The following is a 26,982-nucleotide window of genomic DNA, read 5'->3' on the forward strand; positions in this document are numbered from 1 at the left end:
CTCTCCCTGTGGGAGAGGGCCAGGGTGAGGGCATCAGGCCGCACAAGGTAAAAGCAAAACGGCAACCAGGTTGCCGTTTTTAGTGTTTGTTCCCTCTCCCTGTGGGAGAGGGCCAGGGAGAGGGGGCCAGACCGCACCAAACTTACCCCGTAACAGCCTCTTCAACTGGCGCTTTCTCCAGCAGCGTCAGCATCGTGTTCGCAATCTCACGCTCGCCCATGACGACCTTATTCGCGCCGCGCTCGGTGATGTATTCCACCTCATCGTCATAATGTGCGCGGGCAATAATCTCGATGGTTGGACACTTCGCGCGCGCGGACGCGACAATCTCACCTGCCTCGTAGCCGTTCGGAATGGTCAGCAGCAGCCAGCGGGCGCAGTCCAGATGCGCCAGATTCATGATCTCTTCGTTTGCCGCATTGCCCAGCACCGCGCGAATGCCGCGTTCGCGCAGTTCGTCAACGCGTGTGCGTGAGGTTTCAATCACCACCAGCGGAATGCCCTGCGCCATCAGCTTCTCACCGAGCAGGCTGCCCACGCGGCCAAAGCCAACCAGCAGCGCGTGATTGCAGATATCCACCGGGATCTGCTTCTCTTCTTCGATAGCCTCTTCCAGCGTCTGCTCTTCCAGGGTTTCCGTTTTATCGAGGTATTTTTCCAGCAGGGCAAACAGCACCGGGTTCAGCATGATGGAGAGGATCGCCCCCGCCAGCACCAGATTCTGACCGGCCTGCGGGAGGAGATTAAGCGCCATGCCGAGACCGGCCAGAATAAACGCGAACTCACCAATCTGCGCCAGGCTGGCGGCAATGGTCAGCGCCGTACGCGGCGAGTGGCCAAACATCCGCACCAGGAAGAAGGCGGCAACGGACTTACCAAAGATAATGATCGCCAGCGTGCCCAGCACTGCCAGCGGCTGCTGGATCAGAACCAGCGGATCAAAAAGCATCCCGACGGAGACGAAGAACAGCACGGCGAAAGCATCACGCAGCGGCAGCGTGTCGTGCGCCGCGCGGTGGCTTAATTCAGATTCGTTCAGCACCATCCCGGCGAAGAACGCGCCCAGCGCAAACGAGACGTCGAACAGCTCAACGGCACCAAAGGCGATACCCAGCGCCAGAGCGAGTACCGAAAGAGTGAACAGCTCGCGGGAACCTGTCGCCGCAGTGCGGGACATGATCCACGGTACCAGACGGCGGCCCACCAGCATCATGATGGCGATAAAGGCCACAACCTTACCGATGGTGATACTCATATCCAACGCCAGCGAGGCGAAGCCGACGTTGTCTTTTTCCATCATCCCGGCGACGGCGGGCAGCAGCACCAGCGTTAACACCATCACCAGATCTTCAACGATCAGCCAGCCTATTGCGATTTGCCCGCGCTGGCTGTCTATCAGCTGTCTCTCTTCAAGCGCGCGCAGCAGCACCACGGTACTGGCGGTTGAAAGACACAGCCCAAACACGATGCCGGTCATCAGCGACCAGCCCAGTACCGCTGAAAGCGCCATTCCCAGCAGCGTCGCCACCCCTATCTGGGCGATCGCTCCCGGTATGGCGATAGACTTTACCGCCATCAGGTCCTTCAGTGAAAAATGCAGACCGACGCCAAACATCAGCAGAATCACGCCTAATTCCGCCAGTTCTGGAGCCAGTTTGGTATCCGCCACGAAACCCGGCGTAAAAGGACCCGCCAGTACACCCGCTAACAGATAGCCGACAAGAGGAGAAATACGCAGTTTATTGGCAATCATGCCAAGGATAAAAGCGAGCACAAGTCCACCAACAATGGTGGTGATAAGCGGTGTGGCGTGGTGCATTCCGTCTCCTTTCGTGGTGAGTGTTCCATTTTTGGCATAAATACCAAAAGACCAGGTAATAGTTTATGACAATTTTTACCCTTATGTTTATGAATAATTGTTGAAGTTTGAATAAAAGAGCAATAAGCGTGAAAAAAAGCCCTTTTGGACAAGTTTGATGGGGAAGGTGAGAAGAAACCCTTATGGCATAAGGGTGCAAGGTCGCCAGAGTTTAACTTTGGCGACCCCTAAATTACGCTTTATGACGGTTATCAGGCAGGAATATGGTCAATATCCCCAGAAGTGGCAGGAAAGCACAGATTTTGTAGACCAGGAAGATGCTGGTGTGATCTGCAACCATGCCCAACACCGCCGCACCAAGGCCGCCCATGCCGAAGGCAAATCCGAAAAAGAGCCCGGAAACCATACCGATACGCCCCGGTAACAGCTCCTGTGCGTAAACCAGAATGGCCGAGAAGGCAGAGGCCAGAATAAAACCAATAATGACGGTCAAAATCCCCGTCCATTCCAGGCTTGCGTAGGGCAAAATAAGCGTGAAGGGTGCAACACCGAGGATTGAGCCCCAAATCACATATTTACGCCCGATTTTGTCACCTACAGGCCCGCCAATCACCGTTCCTGCTGCCACCGCAAACAGGAAGGCAAACAGGTGGAACTGCGCGTTTTGTACCGATAATCCGAATTTTTGCATCAGATAAAAGGTGTAATAGCTGCTGATGCTCGCCATATAGAAGTATTTCGAGAAAATCAGCACCAGCAGCACGCTTACGGCCAGGATAACCTTGTTACGGGGAAGGGGATTGATAACCTTTGCTACAGGTTTGCCCTTGTTCACGCGATGCTGCGCGGCATACCAGCGGCTGATTTGCGCCAGTACCACAATCGCCAGCAGCGCGGCCAGCACAAACCACGCCACGTTGCCTTTGCCGTATGGGGCGATGATCACCGCGGCCAGCAGTGGGCCGAGGGAACTGCCAAAGTTACCGCCTACCTGGAACAGGGACTGCGCCAGCCCGTGACGACCACCGGAGGCCATACGCGCCACGCGGGAGGATTCCGGATGGAAGACGGACGAGCCTGTCCCCACCAGCGCGGCGGCGATAAGCACCGCTTCAAAGCTGCCCGCCATTGCCAGCAGCACCAGCCCGCTCAAGGTGAAGCACATGCCAATGGGGAGCGACCACGGCATTGGGTATTTATCCGTCCAGTAACCGACCACCGGCTGCAGCAGCGAGGAGGCCATCTGGAAGGTGAGGGTGATCATCCCGATCTGTACGAAGGTTAACGAAAACTCGGACTGCAGCAGCGGGTAGATTGCCAGGATCAGCGACTGGATCATGTCGTTGAGCAGGTGCGAGAGACTGATTGCGCCTAAAACTTTAAAGGAAGTGCGCGATTTTGGCGGCGACGCCGGAGCGCCCGGGACGGGCTGGGTTGATTCACTGATTGCCATAAATACCACGTCGATTTGTTATGAGAAATGCAGGGTGTAATTATTATCCGACTAACATACCCGTCCGTGACATTTGAAGAAAGTCGCAATTCTGAAAACTTATTTGTCTATTCTTGTGAGTCACTGTAATTTTTGCGTTTGTCTATTGGTCAGGGAGAGAGATGATGAAGTTAATGAAGCGTGGCGTCGCGCTGGCGTTGATAGCGGCCTGGGGGCTGACAAGCCTGCCCGCGCAGGCATATGAAAAAGACAAAACCTATAAAATTACCATTTTGCATACCAACGATCACCACGGTCATTTCTGGCGCAGTGAATACGGGGAATATGGCCTGTCGGCGCAAAAAACGCTGGTTGACGGTATTCGCAAAGAGGTCGCCGCAGAAGGCGGTAGCGTGCTGCTGCTCTCGGGCGGGGATATCAATACCGGCGTGCCGGAATCTGATTTACAGGATGCCGAGCCTGACTTTCGCGGCATGAATCTGATTGGCTACGACGCGATGGCCGTGGGTAACCATGAATTCGATAACCCGCTGAGCGTGCTGCGCCAGCAGGAGAAGTGGTCTAAATTCCCGTTCCTCTCTGCCAATATTTACCAGAAAAGCACCGGCGAACGCCTGTTTAAACCCTGGGCGCTGTTTAAGCGTCAGGACTTAAAAATTGCGGTCATTGGCCTCACTACCGACGACACGGCCAAAATTGGTAACCCTGAGTTCTTCACTGATATCGAATTCCGTAAACCGGCAGACGAAGCGAAGCTGGTGATTCAGGAATTACAGCAGAACGAAAAACCGGACGTGATTATCGCCACCACCCACATGGGGCACTACGACAACGGCGCGCACGGCTCCAATGCGCCGGGCGACGTCGAGATGGCGCGCAGCCTGCCTGCGGGCTCTCTGGCAATGATTGTGGGTGGTCACTCACAGGATCCGGTGTGTATGGCGTCCGAGAATAAAAAGCAGGTGGACTACGTACCGGGCACGCCGTGCGCGCCGGACCGTCAGAACGGTATCTGGATCGTACAGGCGCACGAGTGGGGGAAATACGTGGGTCGTGCAGATTTTGAGTTCCGTAACGGCGAGATGAAGCTGGTCCACTATCAGCTCATTCCGGTCAACCTGAAGAAGAAGGTGACCTATCCGGACGGGAAAAGTGAGCGCGTACTTTACACGCCTGAGATTGCAGAGAACCAGCAGATGCTCTCCCTGCTGACGCCGTTCCAGAACAAAGGCAAGGCGCAGCTGGACGTGAAAATTGGTACGCTCAATGGCCGCCTGGAAGGGGACCGCAGCAAAGTCCGCTTCGTGCAGACCAACATGGGCCATCTGGTGCTGGCGGCGCAAATAGCGCGCACTGGCGCTGACTTTGGCGTAATGAGCGGCGGCGGCATTCGTGATTCCATCGAAGGTGGAAACATCACCTATAAAGACGTGCTGAAGGTACAGCCGTTCGGCAACGTGGTGGTGTATGCGGATATGAGCGGGAAAGAGGTGATTGACTACCTCACCGCCGTGGCGCAGATGAAGCCGGACTCGGGCGCCTACCCGCAGTTTGCTAACGTGAGTTTCGTCGCGAAAGACGGCAAGCTTAACGATCTGAAGATCAAGGGCGAACCGGTTGACCCGGCCAAAACGTACCGTCTGGCAACGTTAAGCTTTAACGCCACGGGTGGCGACGGCTATCCGCATATTGATAATAAACCGGGCTATGTGAATACCGGCTTTATCGACGCGGAAGTGCTGAAGCAGTTCATCGAGCAGAATTCACCGATTGACGTGAATGCGTATGAGCCGAAAGGTGAGGTGAGCTGGCAGTAGTGCTGTGCGGCCTGATGCCCTCACCCCAACCCTCTCCCACCGGGAGAGGGCGCGAACACAAAAAACGGTAACGCCTGTTACCGTTTTGCTTTTACCTCGTAGCCGCCACCCGGCTTTTTCGTCTACTCCCGGCGCGCAATATCCGCAAACTTCGCGTCCAGCATTTTCGCCAGATCGCCCGCGGCCAGTTCGATATCCAGCCCGCGCTTGCCGCCCGAAATATAGATCGTCTCAAATTCCTGCGAAGGTGCATCGATCAGCGTCGGCAGCCGTTTTTTCTGCCCGAGCGGGCTGATCCCGCCCACCAGATATCCGGTAGTGCGTTGCGCAACCATCGGATCCGCCATATCGACCTTTTTTGCCCCCAGCGCTTTGGCGACCTTTTTCAGATCCAGCTGCCCGGCGACGGGCGTTACCGCCACGGCGAGATGTTTCATATCACCGTTCACCGCGACCAGCAGCGTTTTATAGACCTGGTCAGCGTTCAGCCCCAGCTTGCGCACCACTTCATCACCAAAATTGGTTTCATTCGGATCGTGATCGTAAGTATGGATCCGGAAAGAGATTTTGTTTTTTTCGAGTAATTTAACGGCGGGAGTCATAGCTATCCTTCTTACGACAGACATTTTATGCCAACAGCATACGCCTGACGTTTGTCTAAAAAATAGCACCATCTTGCGCAATAGTATTGGCAGTGATGGTCACTTTGAGCGACAATCGGCTCAGCCGAAGGTCTCCTTCGGTATAATAAAAACGATGAAATTCCTCTTTGACGGGCCAATAGAAATATTGGCCATTTTTTTTATTTCAGCAGCGACGGCAGATTCCCTTCCCCATACAAATGCAGCGCGCCGACCGCGACGACATACCGCCCGGCAGGCAGGGCATGCAGCGTTTCTCGCCACGCCTGATTGCGCGCGTTCATCAGCACATCATACAGCGATTCACTGAACGTTGACGGCAGCACAAGCTTACTGTCCGTCGGCGGCGCATCCAGCCACCAGCCAATCATGGTTTGCAGCAGACGGGCATTGGTGTGCCAGTGGGTCAGGGTGTCATCCAGAAGGATCAGACCGTCATCGGGAAGCTGCCGCAGCAGACCGATCTGGCTGTCCGTGCCTTCCAGTTCAATGATCGGGAGATTGCGCGCTCTTGCCGTATTCAGCAGCTGATAATCAATGCCGTAATCACCGCGCAAGCCCAGACGCTGCGCCTGCGTTGCCTGCAACACCATGGCAATTTGCCAGAGCGGAAGGGTGTCCAGCATGGCGAGCGATACACCGGTTTCATCCGCGAGCCGCGTCAGTTCGGTAAGCTGGGCTTCGCTGAGACGCTCCGCAAGAGGACGATCGCTCTCCAGACCCGCAAAGGGGGATTCATGACCCGAAATATCCGCCTCGACGACCAGCGCGTCGGCATTCTTCAGCAGTTTTATCAGGCCAGCGGGCAGCGGGGACATATCCTGCGTGCCCATATGGATGCTTCCTACAAGGTGCAGGTGTTGCCCGCCCGGAAGTGAGATATCCATACCGGGCCAGGCATAACGTCGGGGAAAGAGGGCGCGAAACGATGCTTTTATACGATTAAACAGACTCATACGCGCTCCATGACCGAAAGGATCATGCTAGCGCGTACGAGAACAAGGTTCAATCTTTCGGTTTAAACCGCAGCAGACGGTTGGCGTTGCTCACCACGGTAATGGAGGAGAGCGCCATTGCCGCCCCGGCAACCACCGGGTTCAGCAGCGCGCCCGTCAGCGGCCATAAAATCCCGGCGGCAATCGGAATGCCGAAGACGTTATAAATAAATGCCCCGAGCAGGTTCTGCTTCATGTTGCGCAACGTGGCCTTCGAAATCGCCAGCGCATCCGCAACGCCCATCAGGCTGTGGCGCATCAGGGTAATGGCCGCCGTTTCAATCGCGACATCGCTCCCGCCGCCCATGGCAATACCCACTTCTGCTTGCGCCAGCGCCGGTGCGTCGTTAATACCGTCACCGATCATGGCCACCTGACGGCCCTGACTTTGCAGGTTCTTGATGGCATCCGCTTTTCCGTCCGGCAGTACGCCTGCAATGACGTCATCAATACCCGCCTCTTTGGCGATGGCGTTGGCCGTTGTTGGGTTATCCCCGGTCAGCATCACCAGACGATAGCCCGCACGGTGCAGACGTTTTAAGGCATCCACGCTGTCCTGGCGCAGGGGATCGCGCACCGACAACAGGGCGACGGCTTTACCGTCTACTGCGAGCAGTACGGGCGTTGCGCCCTGTGATGCCTGAGCAATCAGTTCGTCTTCCAGCGATGAAGTATCAATTCCGTTTTCATTGAGCAGCGCCTGATTCCCCAGCAGCAACGTGTGGCCGTCGGCTTCGCCGCTCACCCCGAGCCCGCGCAGGGTGCGGAAGTTACTGACCTGCGGCAGGGTAGCGTCACTGGCTTTATCGAGAATGGCGCGGGCCAGCGGGTGGCTGGACCCTTGCTCCAGCGCGGCGGCGAGACGCAGCGCGTCAGCCTCTGAGAAGCCAAGAGTATGCACCGCCACGATCTGCGGTTTCCCTTCGGTCAGCGTACCGGTTTTGTCAAAGACCAGCGTGTCCAGGGTGCTTGCACGCTGCAGGGCATCGGCATCACGCACCAGCACGCCAAACTCGGCGGCACGTCCGACGCCGGAGATGATCGACATCGGCGTCGCCAGGCCAAGGGCACACGGACAGGCGATGATAAGCACCGTGGTGGCAATCACCAGGGTATAGACGATTTGCGGTGCTGGCCCAAAGAAATACCAGATTGCCGCGCTCAGCAGGGCAATACAGACCACCACCGGAACAAAAACGGCGGAGATTTTATCGGCAAGTTTGCCGATTTCGGGCTTACTGCTCTGTGCCTGGCGCACCATGCGGATAATACGCGACAGCGTGGTGTGGCTGCCGACCGCGCTGGCGCGGAACAGCACGCTGCCGTCCTGGACGACCGTGCCTGCGTGCACGTTATCGTCCTGGGATTTTTGCTGCGGGATCGGTTCCCCGGTCAGCATGGCTTCATCGAACCAGGCTTCGCCCTGGAGAATTGCGCCGTCAACCGGAACGCGATCGCCCGTCGTCAGGCGCAGCGTCATGCCGGGCTGCACGTCAGCCAGCGGGACGCTTTTTTCACCCTCGTCGGTCACCACGCGTGCCGTCGGCGGGGTTAAATCAAGCAATCTTTCCAGCGCCTTCGAGGAGCGCTGACGGGCGCGGGCTTCGAGCATGTGGCCTAAGTTAATCAGGCCGATAATCATCGCGCTCGCTTCATAATAGAGATGCCGCGCTTCCATCGGGAACCACTGCGGCCAGACGTTCACGCTCATTGAATAGAGCCACGCTGCGCCGGTCCCGAGCGCTACCAGCGTATCCATCGTCGCGGTGCGGTTTTTCAGGCTCTTCCAGGCGCTGGTATAGAAATGTCCGCCTGCAAAGACCATCACGGCGAGCGTGATCGCACCAATCCCCAGCCACAGCGTACGGTTGTCGTCGGTGACCATCATGTTGTCACCGATCATGTCCCACACCATCACTGGGATACCCACCAGCAGCGCAACGATGGCCTGCCAGCGGAAGCGTTTCATGGTGGCGACAGCCGTTTCCTGCTGGCGCTCGCGGCGTTTGATGTCATCTTCAATCGCTTCCGCGCCGTAGCCCGCTTTCTCTACGGCCTGGACTAAATCTGCGGCGGAGGCGCTGCCCATCACCAGCGCAGTGCGCTCCGCGAGGTTTACCCGTGCCTGTGCGACGCCCGGTACGGCCTGCAATGCATTTTGTACCCGGGAGACGCAGCTGGCGCAGCTCATGCCGTTGATCAGCAGCTGTTGGCTGTCATCAATATCATCCGCTACCGGAAGCTCAGGAGTGGCCGCTGTCAGTGCTTCCGACGGGGATGATGACTCTGCCAGCGGTTTAGCCTTTGGGTGGCTTAACTCCGCCCCGTAACCGGCCTGCTTGATGGTATCGATCAGCGCATCCGCGCTGGCGCTGCCGATCACGGCGGCATGATCGATAGTCACGTCAGCGCTTTCAACGTCAGGACGCTGTTCCAGGCTTTCTTTAACGCGTTTGACACAGTGGCCGCAGGAGAGGCCGTCCAGTGTCAGGTCGATAGTGTGAGACATAACAAAACTCCCGTATAATGTTCTGGTCAATTGTTGACCTTCACTCTGCTTTTCGCTAACTGTTATCAAGGTTAAACCTTCCATCAAGGGGAAGGTCAAGGGGGAAATGTGAATATCAGTGACGTTGCGAAAAAAACCGGCTTAACCAGCAAAGCGATTCGCTTTTACGAAGAGAAAGGGCTGGTCACGCCGCCGCTGCGCAGTGAAAACGGCTACCGCAGCTACACGCAGCTGCATCTTGATGAACTGACGCTGCTGCGCCAGGCAAGACAGGTGGGGTTTAATCTGGAAGAGTGCGGCGAGCTGGTTAACCTGTTTAACGATCCGAAGCGCCACAGCGCCGATGTGAAAAAGCGCACGCTAGAAAAAGTGGCGGAGATTGAACGCCACATTGTAGAACTGCAGGCGATGCGCGAACAGCTTCTGGGGCTGGCGGACTCATGCCCGGGCGATGACAGCGCCGATTGCCCGATTATCGACAACCTTGCTGGCTGCTGTCACCGTAAGGCGCATGCTTAACAGGCTTTCACCCGCAGGGTAATGCCTTCCACCGCAATGACCTCGACCTGAGTACCGGCGCTGAGGTCATCGTCGGCCACCACCGGCCACGAGCTGTCGCCCACCCGCATGTGCCCGCGCCCGTTCACCAGTGCGCTGTCGAGCGTAAAACGCTTGCCGACAATCTGCTGCCCGCGCTGATTAAGGTGGGCGTCTGCCGGTTTCTGATCTTTCACCTGCCGATTCAGCCAGCGCCACCACAGCCACGCGGCCACCAGCGTGAGCACTGCAAACAGTGCACCCTGCCACTCCCAGCCGACAGGCAGCAGCCAGACGACCAGCCCGGTAATGACTGCGGCAACGCCGCTCCAGAGCAGGTAGCCGTTGCCGCCCAGCATCTCCGCCGCCAGCAGTAAGCCCCCAAGGCTTAGCCAGAAGGCATGAGGATGTGCAACGATCAGCTCAATCATTTTTTACGCTCGTTTCCACTGTCTTTGATCAGCTCGGCAATACCGGCAATCGACCCCATCAGGCTGCTGGCATCCAGCGGCATCATCACCACTTTACTGTTGTTCGCGGAGCCGATCTCTTTCAGCGCATCGGTATATTTTTGCGCGACGAAGTAGTTCACGGCCTGGATATCACCGGCGGCAATCGCCTCGGACACCATCTGCGTCGCACGGGCTTCCGCTTCTGCCGAACGTTCGCGCGCTTCCGCCTGTAAAAATGCGGACTGACGATCGCCCTCGGCTTTCAGGATCTGCGACTGTTTTTCCCCTTCCGCTTTGAGGATCTCGGCCTGACGCACCCCTTCGGCTTCCAGAATGTAGGCTCGCTTGGTTCGTTCGGCTTTCATCTGGGCGTTCATGGAGGCGATCAGTTCAGCCGGTGGGCGCACGTCGCGGATCTCAATACGGGTGACTTTGATCCCCCACGGATTCGTCGCTTCATCGACAATGTGCAGCAGGCGGGTATTGATGCTGTCGCGCTGAGAGAGCATTTCGTCCAACTCCATGGAGCCGAGCACGGTACGGATGTTGGTCATCGTCAGGTTGACGATCGCCAGCTCCAGGTTGCTCACTTCATAAGCCGCTTTAGGCGCATCAATCACCTGAATAAAGCAGACGGCGTCGATGGTGACGTTGGCGTTGTCTTTAGAGATGATCTCCTGAGAAGGAATATCCAGCACCTGCTCCATCATGTTGATCTTACGACCAATGCGGTCCATGAAGGGAACAATCAGGCTCAGGCCCGGCTGCAGCGTATTGGTATAGCGGCCGAAGCGTTCTACGGTCCACTGATAACCCTGAGGCACAATTTTGACGCCTGCGCCGACAATGACCAGCGCAACAAAAATAAGGACAGGAACAACGATGAGCATAAAACCTCCTGTTTTGAATGCTGTGATGAGAAAACTGCGTCTTTATTGTCCGTAAGTATATCGGCTATCAGGGGGAAATTCGCCCCTGTAAAGAGGTGGGAGACGGATTATTGAGGTAAGCCCTGCAGGATGGCAGGGCTTGAAGGATTAATTTACGGAATGGGAGTAGGTGAAATCGGCAATAAAGCTATCACTGGCCTCGGCGATGGCTTTTGATAATCCCTGATAGTAGTTTTCCAACCCGATAGCTTCTATTTGCTGTATTTGTTCGCGTATCGGGGCGCAGAAGAGCACTGAATTACCTGCTTCAACACGCTTGTTGTTTGGCGGGAGATCGCCTGCGATAGCTTTAAACCAGGTTCTAATCCCCTGTTTTAAGGCATGTGGGGCTTTTGACAGGTTATCCATTCCGGTCAGCACCTGTAATGTCGGGAATTCATTAGCAAGAACGGCAGTTTTCATCCGCTCAAAGAACTGGCTGAACAGCTCGAACGAGCCAAGGTCCATCACGCGCGGTTTGGTCGTTTTCCCGTTCTTGTTACCAATTTTACTTGCTGAAGGGGCCGTGGCAGGCATCGCATTGACTTTTTCCAGTTCCAGCCCGAATAGCAGATTACAGTGCGCGCGGCGCTCTTTTAGGGGGTAGGACATCAGCACATCGATAAATTGGGTGGCTTTCACATCAGCCAGATCGTGGTTGATGAGCCACTGCGTGCGAGAAAATTCGGCTGGAGAGACGAACCATTCAGGGATTTCGTTAAAACGTTTCGACTTTCCTTTGCCATCAAACTCCAGGAACTGTGTCCCGTTGTCGAAGGCGAAATAGCAATTTTTGAAGCTGCCGATGGTGGTATTTACGATGAGGGCTTTCTTAACAAAGTCGACAACTTCTGCACCGATGACAAAACTTGTGAGTTCTGAAGAATTGATGACTTCCATTAATGTTTCTACATCAGGAACACCTGGCTTCAGCGAAGGGAACTCATAAAAGATGTGTGTCATGTTGCATACTTCCTATAGTTATAAGCGTGACAATTTGTCTGCGAAAAATTCTAACACCACTCATTGCAAGAGGCTATTAGCTCAGGGTGCGGTAACTCAGGCAAGATCACAAATGGAAGATTTATATTACTTTCAATGTCAACATGTCAAAAACAGTTGACATTACAGTGACTGATTTATGTAAAGAAGTGTCTGCTTCCCATTCTGAGTAAGTGAATACTTCAAGTACATTTAACTATGAGTGTTAGCAGCAATAAAAAAGCCGCCTGAGCGGCGGCTTTGGTGTAGAGATCAATACGAAAATGTGTGCAGGTTAGTTTTTCAACATTTCCAAAAGATATCTTCTACTGGAATTAGAAATCTCCCGAAATGCCGGCGCCTGCCATCCATCCACTGTCGAAAGAGGTGGATGCCTGCATATTCACGGCAACGTGGCTTGTCAGGCCTTTTTGAAGCCCGCCCGCCAGTGCTGCACCGTCGCCATTAGCGGTTCCGGTAGATAATGCCCATGAGTTGTCGGAATGGTAGTGGAGGCTCGACATCGCTGCCGCGTTGTTCAGGCCACGCTTCAGCTCGTCGCGAGTATCATCAATCTCTTTTGCGTTACGATCGATGGCTTTGCTGTTGCCATCAATTCGTTGGCTATTGCTCTGGATCCGCTGACTATTGTTGTCGATACGCTGACTATTATCCGCAACCTGACGGCTATTTGCCTGGCTAACGTAGTAGCTATTAACCTGATTGATAGCGACTACATTGTAGGTTGAGCCAGCGGTCTGGCTGGTGGTGGTACTCTTTGGTGCGACAGCTGTAGCGGTTTGCTTTGCTGTATTGTCAGCTTTGCTGATCATGACAATGCCCGACGTAGGCTGCGTGGTTGGGTCGATAATAGTCACGCTACTCTTGTACGGCGTTTGCGGATTGATTACAGCATTTTTCGGCAGACCTGGAGAAAGGGTTGTTGGCTGCGTTTTCGTCACCACAATTTGTGTCGTCATATTTGTTGGTGCGGCAGTGAGTACATTTTTTTTATTCGGGACATTTTGAGAGATCGGTCCCGGGGTGTTCATCGGCTGCGGAATGGCGGTGGAGACCAGCTTCTGCGGCGTGGCCTGCGGGACAGCAACCGGGGCTTTCATGGGCTGCGGAATGGCAGTGGAGACCAGCTTCTGCGGGATCGCCTGCGGGACAACAACCGGGGTTTTCACTGGCTGCGGAATGGCGGTGGAAACCAGCTTCTGCGGCGTGGCCTGCGGAATTGCGACCGGGGCTTTCATGGGCTGCGGAATGGCGGTGGAGACCAGCTTCTGCGGCGTGGCCTGCGGGATCGCAACCGGGGTTTTCATTGGCTGCGGAATGGCGGTGGAAACCAGCTTCTGCGGCGTGGCCTGCGGGATGGCAACCGGGGCCTTCATTGGCTGCGGAATGGCAGTGGAGACCAGCTTCTGCGGCGTGGCCTGCGGGACAGCAACCGGGGCCTTCATCGGCTGCGGAATGGCGGTGGAGACCAGCTTCTGCGGGATCGCCTGCGGGATGGCAACCGGGGCTTTCATCGGCTGCGGAATGGCGGTGGAGACCAGCTTCTGCGGGATCGCCTGCGGGATGGCAACCGGGGCTATCACTGGCTGCGGAATGGCGGTGGAGATCAGCTTCTGCGGCGTGGCCTGCGGGATGGCGACCGGGGTTTTCATCGGTGGAGATATCTTCTGAGGAACCGTCTGTGAAGCTGGAACCGGTGTTGGCGTGAGATTTTTGAATGCAAGGCGCGCAGCTGCAAGTGTTGCCCTGCTATCCTTTGCCGCCTGACGCGCCTTCTGGATTTGATCTATCGCATCGCTGTGTGCCGTTGCTGCCGCAGCGGCTTCTTTTGAAAGAACGCCGTACGTATCCATCGCATTGTTCATCGCGACGTCAGTTGTATGTTCGTTACTTAAAGCGCTTCGGTAAGTCTTTTCCGCAAAACGGGAAGCTACGCTCGCCATTTTCAAATTGGCCTCGGCTTGTTCCAGAGTGATTGCACTGGCTGCTGGCACAATGCAAAGAGCAACGGCAGAGGCCAAAAATTTAACGGTGGTTTTCATCTTTAATTTCCAGACGGTAATGTTGTGTTGATTCACATCAGAAATGTATTCTGACGATTCAAAGTGAATGAGTTCTCGTAGGCTTTTATTGAGGCTTTCAGACATTCTTGTGTCTTATTTTTGAATGATTCTAGAGTGTGTAAAAGTGTGTGGTTTTGATTTAAATCATTAACTAGTGTTCGATAAGTCATCATTTAATCATTTTAAATCTTTATGAAGACTTACTGTTTCGAATGAAAATTGCGCTTTTTATGCTCGTAAATGTGATTTATGGCGATTTTTTACTCCTGAATGTAGTTGGGTTAACGTTACTGGAGAGAAATTTGGGGAATGAGAAAATAAATCAATGTTTACATTGAGTCTTTGTTAAGTCTTTATGTGGCAATCAAAAGGAAGAATATGAACAATCAAAGCGATATATTGCAGATCAGGGATGTGGGCTTTACGGTGGGGGAAAATACTATTCTTAAAAACGTCAACTTTTGCCTCTCGCCGGGTGAATTCAAACTCATCACCGGTCCCTCGGGCTGCGGTAAAAGCACGTTATTAAAAATTGTGGCCTCGCTGCTCAGTTCGACGGAAGGCACCATTATCTTTGAAGGAAAAAATATCGCGACGCTTTCGCCGGAGAGCTATCGGCAGCAAGTCTCTTATTGCGTGCAAACGCCAACGCTTTTTGGCGATACGGTTTACGATAACCTGATTTTCCCGTGGCAAATCCGCAGCAAAACCCCAGAGCCTGACAAATTTATCGCCGATTTAGCGCGGTTTGGGCTGCCGCAGGACACCCTGACGAAATCCATTAATACCTTGTCCGGCGGGGAAAAGCAGCGCGTGTCGCTGATCCGTAATCTGCAGTTCTTGCCGAAGGTGTTGCTGCTCGACGAGATCACCAGCGCGCTGGATGACGCGAACAAACGCAACGTCAACGACATTATTCATCGCTACGCCCGCGAGCAGAATATTGCCGTGCTGTGGGTAACGCATGATTCAAACGAAATAAGCCATGCGGATGATGTCATCACGCTTCAGCCACAGGGCGGAAAAATGCAGGAGGCCAACCGTGGGTGAGCATAATATTACCAATGAATCGCTGGCGTTTTCGATGGTGCTGGTATTGATTGCGATTGTGGTCAGCTACCGGGAAAAGCTGGGGCTGGAAAAAGACATTCTGTGGAGTATCTGCCGCGCGGTGATTCAGCTCATTATCGTTGGCTATGTGCTGAAGTACATTTTCAACGTCAACCATGCGGTACTGACCCTGCTGATGGTGCTGTTTATCTGCTTCAATGCCGCGTGGAATGCGCAAAAGCGCAGCAAGTATATCGATAAAGCGTTCGTCTCTTCGTTTATCGCCATCACGACCGGTACGGCGCTCACGCTGGCGGTTCTGGTGCTGTCGGGTTCCATTGAATTCACACCAATGCAGGTGATCCCGATTTCCGGCATGATTGCGGGGAACGCCATGGTTGCCGTGGGGCTGTGTTACAACAACCTCGGACAGCGTTTCAGCAGTGAACAGCAGCAGCTACAGGAGAAATTAAGCCTGGGGGCGACGCCTAAAGTAGCCTCGGCGCGGCTGATTCGTGAGAGCATTCGCTCATCGCTGATCCCAACGGTAGATTCAGCCAAAACCGTGGGGCTGGTGAGTCTGCCGGGGATGATGTCGGGGCTGATATTTGCGGGGATCGATCCGGTAAAAGCGATTAAGTATCAGATTATGGTGACCTTTATGCTGCTCTCTACGGCAAGCCTGTCGACCATTATTGCCTGCTATTTAACCTACCGGAAGTTTTACAACTCGCGTCACCAACTGGTGGTGACGCAGTTGAAAAGGTCGGAATAAACCGTCTTTTGTAGGCCCGGTAAGCGTTAGCGCCACCGGGCATTTTTTTGTTAGTAGAGCAACGCGTACAGCTGACGACGATACTTCGACGCCAGTGCGTCACCGGTGCCGAGCGCGGCCAGGATCTCCTGGAACATCTTACGCGCCTGGCCGTCTGCGGCGGCCAGATCTTTTTGCAGATGGCTGAACAGCAGCTCCAGCGCCTCTTCGTTACGCCCCACCTGGTGCAGCTGCAGCGCCAGCTGGCTTGCCAGCGCGGCATCGGCCGGGTTGTCGGCAACCTGCTGCTGCAGTTGCTGAATTTCCGGGGTGTCCGCCGCCTGTTTCAGCAGTTCGATCTGCGCAACCAGTCCCTGATAGCGGGTATCCTGATCCTGCATCGGGATAGTCTTCAGCACGGCTTCCGCGTCTTCTGAACGGTGCAGGGCGATCTGCGTTTCCGCCAGCAGCAGGCCGATCTGGCTGTTCTGATTCGACAGTTGCCACGCGTCTTTGAGCAGCGGCAGCGCTTCGTCGTATTTGCCTTCCTGCATCAGCGCCATGCCTTCCTGCGCTTTCAGCTCTTCTTCGCGCGGCAGTACTTTATCCAGCAGGGCGCGGATCGCCTCTTCCGGCTGCGGCCCCTGGAAGCCATCAACAGGCTGTCCATTCTGGAACAGATAGACGGTTGGAATGGCGCGCAGGCCAAACTGAGACGCCACCATCGGCTCGGCGTCACAGTCCAGCTTAGCGAGAATGAACTGACCATTGTATTGCGCGGCAAGGCTCTCCAGTACCGGCGTCAGCTGCAGACAGTGTTGGCTGCGTTCAGACCAGAAGTAGAACAGCACCGGTTTGGTCATCGACTGTTCCAGCGTCTGTTGCAGGTTTGCTTCAGTAATATTGACGATATTCTGTACGGACATGCGGCTTTCTCTTTTGTCGGTTTGTTCTTTACATGGGGATGAGCGGCGACGCTTCAACTCAGCCGTGTAAAATTTTGTCCATCATCCGGCCCGGCAGAAGGCGTTTTAGCCAGCCAACGGCATGGGTCACCAGCGTGACCGGATAACGCAGTTTGGGGTTATCGCTCTCAAAAGCATGGCGCACTTTGGCGACAACCGCTTCAGGACCTAACGTAAAGCGTGCGGCAATGCCGGGGTTTTCGACCGGTTTGTCCGACTGAGTCTGGTTAACGTTTTCGGTGAAGCGGGTGCGGATCGGGCCGGGTTCAATCAGGCTGACCTTAATACCGCTGTGGCGCAGCTCCATGCGCAGGGCATCGGACCAGGCCTCCAGCGCATATTTGCTGGCAGCGTAGGCACCGCGGCCCGGGGTGGAAATCAGCCCCATTACCGAGGAGGTCATGACGATGCGTCCTTCACCGTGCGGGAGCATGGCGGGAAGCAGGCGCATGGTGAGCTGATGTACGCCGAAAAAGTTCGCGGAAAACTGTTGTTCAAGCTGTTCGCGCGTGATGGTCTCCAGCGGGCCGTACACGCCGAAGCCCGCATTATTGAACAGGCCGAACAGACGGTTATCGGTCAGGGCGATGACCTCATCCGCCGCGCGTTCTACGCTTTCCGGTGAGTCCAGATCCAGCAACACGCCAGTGAAGCCCATGCCGTTCATGCGTTCAACATCTTCAGGTTTGCGGCAGGCCGCCAGCACCCGAAATCCCTGACGCTTCAACTCGAGCGCGCTTTCGAAGCCAATTCCGCTGGAACATCCTGTTATTAAGACCGATTTTTGCATAACTTTACCTGTCAGGAACTCCGCTGAATTACGAGTCATGTTTAACTAAAGGAGCCAGCCGGGTTGCCATCCAGTCGGCAATAAACGGCTGTGCATCGCGATTGGGATGAATACCGTCGTCTTGCATCCATTGGGGTTTCAGATAGACCTCTTCCATGAAAAATGGCAGCAGGGGAATATCAAACTCTTTGGCAAGCTTAGGGTAGATCGCGCTAAAGGCTTCATTATACCGACGGCCGTAGTTAGCCGGCAGGCGAATTTGCATCAGCAGCGGCTGGGCGTTCGCCGTTTTGATCTCCTGCAAAATGGTACGCAGGGTTTGCTCGGTTTGCTGAGGCTGGAAGCCGCGCAGACCATCATTACCCCCTAGTTCGACCAGCACCCAGCGCGGCTGATGCTGTTTGAGCAGTGCGGGAAGGCGCGAAAGCCCCTGCTGGGAGGTATCGCCGCTGATGCTGCCGTTGACGACGGACGTTTGGGTCTGCCATTTGTCATTGAGTAACGCAGGCCAGGCCGCGCTGGCCGCCATGCGATAGCCTGCGCTCAGGCTGTCGCCCAGAATCAGTAACGTGTCCGCAGCCGCCGCGCGGAAGGTCATCAGAATCAAAAAAAGGAAGGGCAAATGCCAGCGGAAAACAGTGTTGAAGTTCATCGTCTTAAGAAGTCCGTCGGTCAGGGAGAACACGAGCTGTCCATCCTCACCGGAGTTGAACTCGTTGTCAAACGCGCCGAAACCATCGCGCTGATCGGTGAATCCGGCTCCGGCAAGTCCACGCTGCTGGCGATTCTGGCCGGGCTGGACGACGGCAGCAGTGGGGAGGTCCACCTGGTCGGGCAGCCGCTGCACCAGCTGGATGAAGAGGCGCGTGCCGCGCTGCGCGCTCGCCATATCGGCTTTGTCTTCCAGTCCTTCATGCTGATCCCGACGCTGAACGCGCTGGAAAACGTGGAACTGCCAGGGCTGCTGCGCGGTGAAAATACGCGTGAAAGTCGCGAACACGCCAAAGCCCTGCTGGAACAGCTGGGGCTGGGCAAACGCCTTGACCACCTTCCGGCGCAGCTTTCGGGCGGCGAGCAGCAGCGCGTGGCGCTGGCACGCGCGTTTAACGGTCGCCCGGAAGTGCTGTTTGCCGATGAACCCACCGGTAACCTTGACCGTAAAACCGGAGACAAGATTGCCGATCTGCTGTTTTCGCTCAACCGCGAGCACGGCACCACGCTGATTCTGGTGACGCACGATCCGCAGCTGGCCGCGCGCTGCGACCGCCGCCTGCGCCTGGTGAACGGTATTCTTCAGGAGGAAGCATGATTGCCCGCTGGTTCTGGCGCGAGTGGCGCTCGCCCTCGCTGCTGATTGTCTGGCTGGCGTTAAGCCTGGCGGTGGCCTGCGTGCTGGCGCTGGGCAGCGTCAGTGACCGAATGGAAAAAGGGCTCAGCCAGCAAAGCCGGGAATTTATGGCGGGGGACAGGGCGCTGCAAAGTTCGCGCGCGGTTCCGCCTGGCTGGATTGAAGAAGCGCGCAAAATTGGGCTGAAGGTGGGCGAGCAGATAAGCTTCCAGACCATGACCTTCGCAGGCGACACGCCGCAGCTGGCCAGCGTTAAAGCCGTCGATGATATCTACCCGATGTACGGTGAGCTGGAGACCCGCCCGGCGGGATTAAAACCCGCGCCTGGCACGGTCCTGCTGGCACCGCGTCTGATGGCGCTACTGAACCTGAAAACGGGTGACAGCATCGACGTCGGCGACGCGACGTTCAGGATTGCGGGAGAAGTGGTGCAGGAGCCGGACTCCGGCTTTAACCCGTTCCAGCTTGCGCCACGTTTGATGATGAATACCGCTGACGTGGCGAAAACCAACGCCGTGCAGCCGGGCAGCCGCGTCACCTGGCGCTACAAGTTTGGCGGCACGCCTGCGCAGCTTGATGCGTATGAAAAATGGCTCCTGCCGCAGCTCAAGCCGGAGCATCGCTGGTACGGGCTGGAGCAGGATGAAGGGGCGCTCGGCAAATCTCTTGAACGTTCTCAGCAGTTCCTGTTGCTCTCGGCGCTGTTAACCCTGCTGCTGGCCATTGCGGCAGTTGCCGTGGCGATGGGGCACTACTGCCGCAGCCGCTACGACCTGGTGGCGATCCTCAAAACCCTCGGCGCAGGCCGGGCGCAGCTGCGCAAGCTGATCGTCGGCCAGTGGCTGATGGTGCTGGCACTGTCGGCCATTACCGGCGGGGCCATCGGGCTGCTGTTTGAGAAGCTGCTGATGGTGCTGCTAAAGCCGGTACTCCCTGCCGCGCTGCCGCCCGCCAGCCTCTGGCCGTGGCTATGGGCAATCGGCGCGATGACGGTGATTTCGCTGCTGGTAGGGCTACGCCCGTACCGGCTACTGCTCGCGACGCAGCCACTGCGGGTGCTGCGTCAGGACGTGGTTGCCAGCGTCTGGCCGCTGAAGTTTTATCTGCCGATCATTTTTGCCGTGGCGGTTGGGCTGCTGGCCTGGCTGATGGGGGGCAGCACGCTGCTGTGGGCGGTACTGGCGGGGGCCATGGTGCTGGCGCTGCTGTGCGGCGTGCTCGGCTGGCTGTTGCTCAACGTGCTGAGAAAGCTGACGGTGAAATCGCTGCCCGTGCGGCTGGCGGTCAACCGTCTGCTGCATCAGCCGTGGTCCACGCTCAGCCAGCTGTCGGCGTTTTCGCTGTCGTTTATGCTTCTTGCGCTGCTTTTAGTGCTGCGCGGCGATCTGCTGGATCGCTGGCAGCAGCAGCTTCCGCCGGAAAGCCCGAACTATTTCCTGATCAATATTGCTCCGGAACAGGTGACGCCGCTGAAGGGCTTCCTGTCGGAGCACCACATTATTCCTGAGTCGTTCTATCCCATCGTTCGCGCGCGCCTGACGCAGATCAACGGCCAGCCGACAGAAGGAAATAAAGATGAGTCGCTTAACCGCGAGCTGAACCTGACCTGGCAGGATAAACGTCCTGACCATAACCCGATTACCGCCGGAACCTGGCCGCCAAAAGCGGGGGAGGTGTCGATGGAAGAGGGGCTGGCGACGCGCCTGAACGTGAAGCTCGGGGACAGCGTGACCTTTACCGGCGATACGCAGGACTTCAGCGCCAAAGTGACCAGCCTGCGCAAGGTGGACTGGGAGAGCCTGCGGCCAAACTTCTTCTTCATCTTCCCGGCAGGGGCGCTGGACGGCCAGCCGCAGAGCTGGCTGACCAGCTTCCGCTGGGAGAACGGCAACGGCATGCTGACCCAGCTTAACCGGGAGTTCCCGACGGTGAGCCTGCTGGACATCGGCGCGATCCTGAAGCAGGTGGGGCAGGTGCTGGAGCAGGTGAGCCGTGCGCTGGAGGTGATGGTGGTGCTGGTGACGATCTGCGGCGTGCTGCTGTTGCTGGCGCAGGTGCAGGTGGGCATGCGCCAGCGGCATCAGGAGCTGGTGGTTTACCGCACGCTGGGGGCAAGCAAGCGGCTGCTGCGCGCCACGCTCTGGAGTGAATTTGCTCTGCTGGGGCTGGTGGCCGGTCTGGTGGCGGCGATAGGCGCGGAGACCGCGCTGGCGGTGCTCCAGACAAAGGTGTTCGACTTCCCGTGGGAGCCTGACTGGCGGCTGTGGTTGACGCTGCCCCTCTGCGGCGCAGTGCTGCTTTCACTCTGTGGCGGCTGGCTTGGCACGCGGTTATTAAAAGGCAAAGCGCTGTTCCGCCAGTTTGCCAGTTAGTTCACTTCTGTGATGATTGCGCACCGGTTTATATGTTGGTGCGTAATCGCTTAATAGCACAAAGCGATAATAACCACCTGTTTAGTAGCACAAAACATTAAAAACCCGCCGACACAGCCCGTTTATTTCCAGTTAATATTCACCCGCTAAATATTTAGCAGCGTGTCTATTAAGGAAAAATAATGACTATAAAAAAATCAGCGCTGGCGGCAACGATCGGCGCGGCAGTGGCATTGACGTCCTTCGCTTCTCAGGCGGAAATCACCGTTCTTAAGCAAGACCCACAGGCAGGTAACCCGCTGAGCCGTCTGAACTTCACCGTTGGCGGCAGTATTCGTCCTCAGTTCCAGAACATGACCGGCGACGACGGTAAAAACAGCTACAAGCGTAACGGTTTTGACGGCGGCACCCGTTTCCGTTTCGCAGCAGATTACTATCTGTTTGATGACATCAGCTGGATCAGCTACTACGAGCTGGGTGTGAACATTCCAGCGCAGTTCAACTGGGATAACCACTACGCCGATGGTGCGCACGACACGTCCCGTCGTATGCTCTACACCGGTCTGAAGAGCGACACCTGGGGTACGCTGACCTTCGGTCAACAGAACAGCGTTTACTATGATGTGGTTGGCGCGAAAACCGATATCTGGGACTACGACATGATCGGCCAGGCTCCGGGTAACGGTATCAACGGCGATTACGACGGTTCTTATCGTTCACGCCAGATGCTGAAATATAAGAAAACCGTGGGCGATGCCGACATCTACGCATCATACCTGTTTGAAGACAGCGAATACCTGCCGGGCAACGGCCTGCGCTACAAGCGTAAAGGCGGCGGTTCACTGGGTCTGGATTATCACCTGACCACCGATCTGACCTGGGGCGCCGCGTGGAACTACACCCGTGCGGACATGCGTAACCCGGACAACGGCGACAGCAAAACCTACGACCAGAACATTCTCGGTACCGCGCTGAGCTGGACCCCGAACAATTGGACCTTCTCCGCAGGCGGCGGCTGGTACCAGAACTTCCTGACCACCAAAAAAGTGTCGGTTAACGACTACTTCGCCGGTGATGCATGGGGTATTGAATACTTTGCGGGCTATAAGTTCCCAATCGGTCAGTATGCGGTTAAATCCATCCAGCCTTACTTCATGGGCGACCGCATTGAGTACGTGAACGGCCGCAACTACCAGCGCATCGACAACGGCGTGGGTATCAGCTTCCAGCTGGACTACGGTTTCCGCGTGGATTACGAACACGTGTTCACCTCCAGCACCGACAACCTGGGCGACATGAACCTGGTGCGTCTGCGCTACGACTTCTAAGCCGTCTGTTCCCCGGTGGCGCTGCGCTTACCGGGGCTACAAAAGCATACGTAGGCCGGGTAAGGCGTAGCCGCCACCCGGCTTTGTTTTAGCGATTAAGCCAGTCAGCGACCTCGCCGTACGTCCCGCGATACACAATCTTCTCCGCTTTCTTCTCCAGCTGATAGCCGTACATCGGGTCGTAATAGTCCTTCAGCAGCGGCGCAAGCCAGCTGAAGTGCGCGTTCGTGCTGCCAGAGCGTTGCTGTTCCAGCAGCGCGGAATCTAACAGCGCGGTGAATTCTGCATACCGCTGCAGCCCCAGACGGCGGCGAATGGCGAACAGGCCGTGATGCAGGTACTCGCTGTACGCCTTCCAGCCCGCTTCTTCACCGTAGGCAGCAGAAAAATCCGCCCACATATGGTCGAAATACTCTTCGCGCAGGCGCTCAAGACGAATTTCAAACGGGTCTTCGACGACAACGATAGGGGCTTCAGCCATGCGATCGCGCAGGCACTCCGGCAGGTGGTTGGAGCCAATCATCCGGCCCTCGTCTTCCAGCACCCAGCGAGAGGCGTCTTTTTTCAACAGCTCAACCGCAAGATGGTTTTCAAAGCTGGCCTGGGAAAGCTGCGGCGTGAGCGTGCGGCCAAACGACGAACCGCGGTGGTGCGCCAGCCCTTCCAGATCGATACCCTGCGCGTGCTGCTTCACCAGCAGGGTTTTACCGTTTCCGGTGCAGCCGCCGATAAGCACCATCGGCTTTTGTGACTGCTCGAGGGTCACCTGAATCGCCGTCTGACGCAGGGCCTTATAGCCGCCGCGGATCAGCGGGTAGTCGACACCCGCCTCTTTCAGCCAGGCCTGTGAGATATGCGAGCGCTGGCCGCCGCGCGCGCAGCAGAGATAGCCCTCAGGATGGGCAAGGCTGGCCTCGCGCCAGGCGTTGATACGTGCCTCACGCGTCTCGCCTTTAACAAGGCTGTGGCCGAGCGCCAGCGCGGCCTCGGGGCCTTGGCGCTTATAGCAGGTGCCAACGGCGGCGCGCTCGTCATCGTTCATTAAAGGCAGGTTAAACGCCGCAGGCATCGCGCCCTGGGCGAATTCGATCGGCGCGCGAACGTCGATTAAAGGGGTATCAGACGCGAGGATCGCGCGATAGTCCGTTCCATCGTTCATGGTTATTCCAGAAGAAAACTCAGCAGCAATGGGCGGGGATTGTACGCCGGGGAAGGGGAAGGTCAACTCCCCGGCGTAGATGTCTTACTTGAGCTTTGACTGTGCCCAGACAATTCCGCTCGCGTATTCCGGCGGCAGGAGAGGGATCATCGCTTCCAGCGTGGCGCTCAGGCGATCGGTATCACTGTCGTTCAGGTTCAGGTGACCGACCTTACGGCCTGCGCGAACCTCTTTGTCATACCAGTGCAGATGCACCAGCGGTAGCTTCAGCCAGTCGTAGTTCAGATCGGTGCCGATCAGGTTGATCATCACCGACGGGCTGTTCACCACCGGCTGCGGCAGCGGCAGGTTGGTGATCGCGCGCAGGTGCAACTCGAACTGGCTGATGGACGCGCCGTTTTGCGTCCAGTGGCCGCTGTTGTGCACGCGCGGTGCCAGCTCGTTAATCAGCAGGCCGGACGGGGTGATAAAGCACTCCATCGCCATCACGCCGACATAGCCCAGTTCGTGCATGATGGCTGAGAGCATCTCTTCCGCCTGCGCCTGCTGGTCAGCATTGGCGTGCGGGAAGGCGACGCTGGTGCGCAGAATGCCGTCCTGATGCAGGTTATGTGTGAGCGGATAAAAGACGGTATGCCCGTCGTGCCCGCGCGCGCCCACCAGGGACACTTCACCGCTGAAGTTAATGCCCTGCTCAACGATGCACTCGCCGTAGCAGTCGTCCGGCAGCTCGGCGGTGTCGTCTGCGCGTAAACGCCACTGGCCGCGGCCGTCGTAACCGCCCACGCGGCGCTTCACGATCGCCAGCTCGCCCAGCATCGCGAAGACGTCATTCCACTCGCTTTTATCGGACAGGAGCTGCCACGGTGCGGTTGCCAGGCCGAGCTTGTCGAACAGCTGCTTTTGCGTCAGACGGTCGGCGATGACAGGGAACACGTCGCGGTTAACGAAGGCGTTATGACGCGCCAGCTCGCGGGTCAGCGCGGTTTCCGGCCAACGTTCGATCTCGGCGGTGATCACGCTCTGGTGGAACGGTACGGCTTCAGGTTCAGCATCCAGCCCGACGGGCCAGACGGCAATACCCAGCGGCTCACCGGCCTGACGCAGCATGCGGCCTAACTGGCCGTTACCGAGGACGCAAACCTGCTTCATGCCGCACCCCGCGGGTCCGGGTTATCCAGCACCTCGTCTGTCTGGGCTTTACGCCATTCGGCCAGACGCTGGTGCAGGTCTTTATCGTGAGTCGCCAGGATTTGGGCTGCAAGCAGGGCTGCGTTTGCCGCACCCGCTTTGCCAATCGCCAGCGTGCCGACCGGAATACCGCGCGGCATCTGGACGATGGAGTAGAGGCTATCCACACCGCTTAACGCGGCGCTTTGTACCGGGACGCCCAGAACCGGCACCAGGGTTTTGGAGGCAATCATGCCTGGCAGATGTGCTGCGCCGCCCGCACCGGCAATAATCACCTCGTAGCCGTTCTCTTCGGCGCTTTCGGCGAAGCTGAACAGTTTGTCCGGGGTACGGTGCGCGGAGACCACTTCGACGTGGTGCGGAACATTCAGGATTTCAAAGATTTCGGCGGCGAACTGCATGGTAGCCCAGTCGCTTTTGGACCCCATCACGATGGCGACACGCGCCGGATTATTGCGGGAAGACATGCGTCTTAAAACTCCTGTGGTGCGAAACACTCTGCTTTCGAGGGCACAGAGAATAGCATGTTATACGGGCAAGGAAAACGGTTGCGTGGCTGAGAAATAAGCGAAACGACGAGAAAAGATTAAAACGGAAACGCGATCAGTTCGACACCTTCTGGGGTGACTTTGACCATCGATCCCTCAGTGTGCCAGGCACCTAATACCACGCGATGGGCGGGTTCGCCGTTGGCGGTAAGGGAATGCACGTCAGGACGATGGGTATGGCCGTGGATAAGCCACTGGACGTGATGCTTCTCCATCACGTTAACGACCGCCTGCGGGTTCACGTCCATGATGGTCATGGATTTGCTGCTGTTGGCGGCCTTGCTGCCCGCGCGCATTCTTGCGGCGATGCGGTTGCGGATAAACAGCGGCAGGGCGAGGAATAGCGTCTGGATCCACGGTGTATGGACCTTAGCGCGAAACGCCAGGTAGCCGGTGTCGTCAGTGCAGAGCGTGTCGCCGTGCATGATCAGGACGTTGCGGCCATACAGGTCGAGCACCTGCTCTTCCGGCAGCAGCGTCATGCCGCTTTCGCGGGCGTAGCGCTGGCCAATCAGGAAATCACGGTTGCCGTGAATGAAGTAGCAGGGGACGCCGGAATCCACCAGCGTTTTAATGGCCGAGGCCATTTCACGATGCAGCGGGTTAGGATCGTCGTCGCCAATCCAGGCTTCAAACAGATCGCCCAGGATGTACAGTGCGTCGGCGCTTTTCGCTTCACCGCGTAAAAAACGCAGAAAACCGGCGGTGATCGCCGGTTCTTCCGTTTGCAGATGCAAATCCGCAATAAAGAGTGTCGCCACGAATTACTCGCTGACGGTCACGCTTGTAATCACAACGTCTTCTTTAGGAACGTCCTGGTGCATACCGCTGCGGCCAGTAGAGACGGCTTTGATCTTGTCAACCACGTCCATACCTTCAACCACTTCTGCGAAGACGCAGTAGCCCCAACCCTGCAGGCTTTCGCCGGAGAAGTTCAGGAAGTCGTTGTCAGCCACGTTGATGAAGAACTGCGCGGTTGCAGAGTGTGGTGCCTGAGTACGGGCCATCGCCAGCGTACCGCGGGTGTTTTTCAGACCGTTGTTCGCTTCGTTTTTGATCGCTTCTTTGGTCTCTTTCTGGTTCATGCCAGGTTCAAAACCGCCGCCCTGGATCATAAAGCCGTTGATCACGCGGTGGAAAATGGTGTTGTTGTAGAAACCTTCGCGGCAGTAGTCCAGGAAGTTTTTAACTGTTTCAGGCGCTTTGTCATCAAAGGTCTTGATTACGATATCGCCATGATTAGTGTGGAAAGTAACCATT

Annotated in this window: 24 protein-coding genes; 7 read left to right on the forward strand and 17 right to left on the reverse strand. The window is 56.5% G+C overall.

The genetic code is table 11. The features are described 5' to 3' along the window. Positions 1-142: 142 nt before the first annotated feature. Together ybaL and HV355_RS19965 are read right to left on the reverse strand one after the other, a co-directional pair. Positions 143-1,819, reverse strand: a complete 1,677-nt coding sequence (gene ybaL, locus HV355_RS19960) for a YbaL family putative K(+) efflux transporter (protein WP_010428204.1) — start codon at positions 1,817-1,819, stop codon at positions 143-145. Positions 1,820-2,051: 232 nt separating this feature from the next. Further along, positions 2,052-3,272: an MFS transporter gene (locus HV355_RS19965; RefSeq protein ID WP_089598007.1), complete on the reverse strand. Its 1,221-nt coding sequence runs from the start codon at positions 3,270-3,272 to the stop codon at positions 2,052-2,054. 164 nt (positions 3,273-3,436) lie between these two features. Here HV355_RS19965 and ushA point away from each other — a divergent pair, with 164 nt between their 5' ends. Next, positions 3,437-5,089, forward strand: a complete 1,653-nt coding sequence (gene ushA, locus HV355_RS19970; RefSeq protein ID WP_010428206.1) for a bifunctional UDP-sugar hydrolase/5'-nucleotidase UshA — start codon at positions 3,437-3,439, stop codon at positions 5,087-5,089. A gap of 122 nt (positions 5,090-5,211) precedes the next feature. On the opposite strand, the gene ybaK is transcribed toward ushA, so the two are convergent. From ybaK to copA, 3 genes are all read right to left on the reverse strand, one after another. Further along, positions 5,212-5,691: a Cys-tRNA(Pro)/Cys-tRNA(Cys) deacylase YbaK gene (gene ybaK / locus HV355_RS19975; protein ID WP_006809837.1), complete on the reverse strand. Its 480-nt coding sequence runs from the start codon at positions 5,689-5,691 to the stop codon at positions 5,212-5,214. Between the two features lie 200 nt (positions 5,692-5,891). Further along, entirely contained in the window at positions 5,892-6,686 is a 795-nt protein-coding gene (locus tag HV355_RS19980; protein WP_010428208.1) for a TraB/GumN family protein, read from the reverse strand. Between the two features lie 49 nt (positions 6,687-6,735). Further along, positions 6,736-9,234, reverse strand: a complete 2,499-nt coding sequence (gene copA, locus HV355_RS19985) for a copper-exporting P-type ATPase CopA (protein WP_182403143.1) — start codon at positions 9,232-9,234, stop codon at positions 6,736-6,738. A gap of 108 nt (positions 9,235-9,342) precedes the next feature. Here copA and cueR point away from each other — a divergent pair, with 108 nt between their 5' ends. Further along, positions 9,343-9,753 (forward strand): Cu(I)-responsive transcriptional regulator, encoded by a 411-nt coding sequence (cueR, locus tag HV355_RS19990; protein WP_010428217.1) that lies wholly within the window; start codon positions 9,343-9,345, stop codon positions 9,751-9,753. On the opposite strand, the gene HV355_RS19995 is transcribed toward cueR, so the two are convergent. The 4 genes from HV355_RS19995 to HV355_RS20010 all read right to left on the reverse strand — a co-directional run bounded on the left by HV355_RS19995 (position 9,750) and on the right by HV355_RS20010 (position 14,196). Further along, positions 9,750-10,202 (reverse strand): NfeD family protein, encoded by a 453-nt coding sequence (locus tag HV355_RS19995; RefSeq protein ID WP_042715721.1) that lies wholly within the window; start codon positions 10,200-10,202, stop codon positions 9,750-9,752. The two genes, cueR and HV355_RS19995, sit on opposite strands and share 4 nt — an antisense overlap. Then, on the reverse strand, positions 10,199-11,113 hold the full coding sequence (locus HV355_RS20000; protein WP_042715719.1) for an SPFH domain-containing protein: 915 nt from the start codon (positions 11,111-11,113) through the stop codon (positions 10,199-10,201). Before HV355_RS20000 ends, HV355_RS19995 begins: the two co-directional genes overlap by 4 nt. A gap of 147 nt (positions 11,114-11,260) precedes the next feature. Then, on the reverse strand, positions 11,261-12,115 hold the full coding sequence (locus HV355_RS20005; protein WP_108415740.1) for a hypothetical protein: 855 nt from the start codon (positions 12,113-12,115) through the stop codon (positions 11,261-11,263). A 353-nt stretch (positions 12,116-12,468) separates the two neighbouring features. Then, the gene (locus HV355_RS20010; RefSeq protein WP_182403145.1) at positions 12,469-14,196 is read right to left on the reverse strand and encodes a hypothetical protein; all 1,728 of its coding nucleotides are present in this window, start codon (positions 14,194-14,196) and stop codon (positions 12,469-12,471) included. A 399-nt stretch (positions 14,197-14,595) separates the two neighbouring features. On the opposite strand from HV355_RS20010, the gene fetA reads away from it, so the two are divergent. Both fetA and fetB read left to right on the forward strand, forming a co-directional pair. Next, on the forward strand, positions 14,596-15,267 hold the full coding sequence (gene fetA / locus HV355_RS20015; protein WP_148400326.1) for an iron ABC transporter ATP-binding protein FetA: 672 nt from the start codon (positions 14,596-14,598) through the stop codon (positions 15,265-15,267). Further along, positions 15,260-16,042 (forward strand): iron export ABC transporter permease subunit FetB, encoded by a 783-nt coding sequence (gene fetB / locus HV355_RS20020; RefSeq protein WP_010428226.1) that lies wholly within the window; start codon positions 15,260-15,262, stop codon positions 16,040-16,042. Before fetA ends, fetB begins: the two co-directional genes overlap by 8 nt. 50 nt (positions 16,043-16,092) lie before the next feature. Here fetB and HV355_RS20025 read toward each other — a convergent pair whose 3' ends face one another. From HV355_RS20025 to tesA, 3 genes are read right to left on the reverse strand one after another with little or no spacing between them, the layout of a single operon-like run. Continuing rightward, entirely contained in the window at positions 16,093-16,947 is an 855-nt protein-coding gene (locus HV355_RS20025; protein ID WP_108415744.1) for a co-chaperone YbbN, read from the reverse strand. 58 nt (positions 16,948-17,005) lie between these two features. Further along, positions 17,006-17,815, reverse strand: a complete 810-nt coding sequence (locus HV355_RS20030) for an SDR family oxidoreductase (RefSeq protein ID WP_085928900.1) — start codon at positions 17,813-17,815, stop codon at positions 17,006-17,008. Beyond that, positions 17,805-18,428 (reverse strand): multifunctional acyl-CoA thioesterase I/protease I/lysophospholipase L1, encoded by a 624-nt coding sequence (gene tesA, locus HV355_RS20035; protein ID WP_010428232.1) that lies wholly within the window; start codon positions 18,426-18,428, stop codon positions 17,805-17,807. Before tesA ends, HV355_RS20030 begins: the two co-directional genes overlap by 11 nt. Between tesA and ybbA the strand changes: the two genes are divergently transcribed. The 3 genes from ybbA (at position 18,399) to HV355_RS20050 (ending at position 22,824) form a co-directional block, all read left to right on the forward strand. Next, positions 18,399-19,085, forward strand: coding sequence for a putative ABC transporter ATP-binding protein YbbA (gene ybbA, locus HV355_RS20040; protein ID WP_010428235.1), 687 nt, complete (start codon positions 18,399-18,401; stop codon positions 19,083-19,085). The two genes, tesA and ybbA, sit on opposite strands and share 30 nt — an antisense overlap. Continuing rightward, a complete protein-coding gene (gene ybbP / locus HV355_RS20045; RefSeq protein ID WP_182403148.1) occupies positions 19,082-21,496 on the forward strand; it encodes a putative ABC transporter permease subunit YbbP in 2,415 nt (804 codons plus the stop codon). Before ybbA ends, ybbP begins: the two co-directional genes overlap by 4 nt. 182 nt (positions 21,497-21,678) lie before the next feature. After that, positions 21,679-22,824 (forward strand): porin, encoded by a 1,146-nt coding sequence (locus HV355_RS20050; RefSeq protein ID WP_148400327.1) that lies wholly within the window; start codon positions 21,679-21,681, stop codon positions 22,822-22,824. Positions 22,825-22,912: 88 nt separating this feature from the next. On the opposite strand, the gene mnmH is transcribed toward HV355_RS20050, so the two are convergent. The 5 genes from mnmH to ppiB form a co-directional block, all read right to left on the reverse strand. Next, a complete protein-coding gene (gene mnmH, locus HV355_RS20055) occupies positions 22,913-23,983 on the reverse strand; it encodes a tRNA 2-selenouridine(34) synthase MnmH (protein WP_182403150.1) in 1,071 nt (356 codons plus the stop codon). Between the two features lie 84 nt (positions 23,984-24,067). Beyond that, the gene (gene purK, locus HV355_RS20060) at positions 24,068-25,135 is read right to left on the reverse strand and encodes a 5-(carboxyamino)imidazole ribonucleotide synthase (RefSeq protein ID WP_182403152.1); all 1,068 of its coding nucleotides are present in this window, start codon (positions 25,133-25,135) and stop codon (positions 24,068-24,070) included. Next, entirely contained in the window at positions 25,132-25,641 is a 510-nt protein-coding gene (gene purE, locus HV355_RS20065; RefSeq protein ID WP_182403154.1) for a 5-(carboxyamino)imidazole ribonucleotide mutase, read from the reverse strand. Before purE ends, purK begins: the two co-directional genes overlap by 4 nt. A gap of 119 nt (positions 25,642-25,760) precedes the next feature. Continuing rightward, entirely contained in the window at positions 25,761-26,483 is a 723-nt protein-coding gene (gene lpxH / locus HV355_RS20070; RefSeq protein WP_182403155.1) for a UDP-2,3-diacylglucosamine diphosphatase, read from the reverse strand. 3 nt (positions 26,484-26,486) lie between these two features. Then, positions 26,487-26,981, reverse strand: a complete 495-nt coding sequence (gene ppiB, locus HV355_RS20075) for a peptidylprolyl isomerase B (RefSeq protein WP_010428247.1) — start codon at positions 26,979-26,981, stop codon at positions 26,487-26,489. Position 26,982: the final 1 nt, after the last annotated feature.

The sequence above is a fragment of the Enterobacter sp. RHBSTW-01064 genome, assembly GCF_014103035.1.
Classification (GTDB): Bacteria; Pseudomonadota; Gammaproteobacteria; order Enterobacterales; family Enterobacteriaceae; genus Enterobacter; species Enterobacter mori.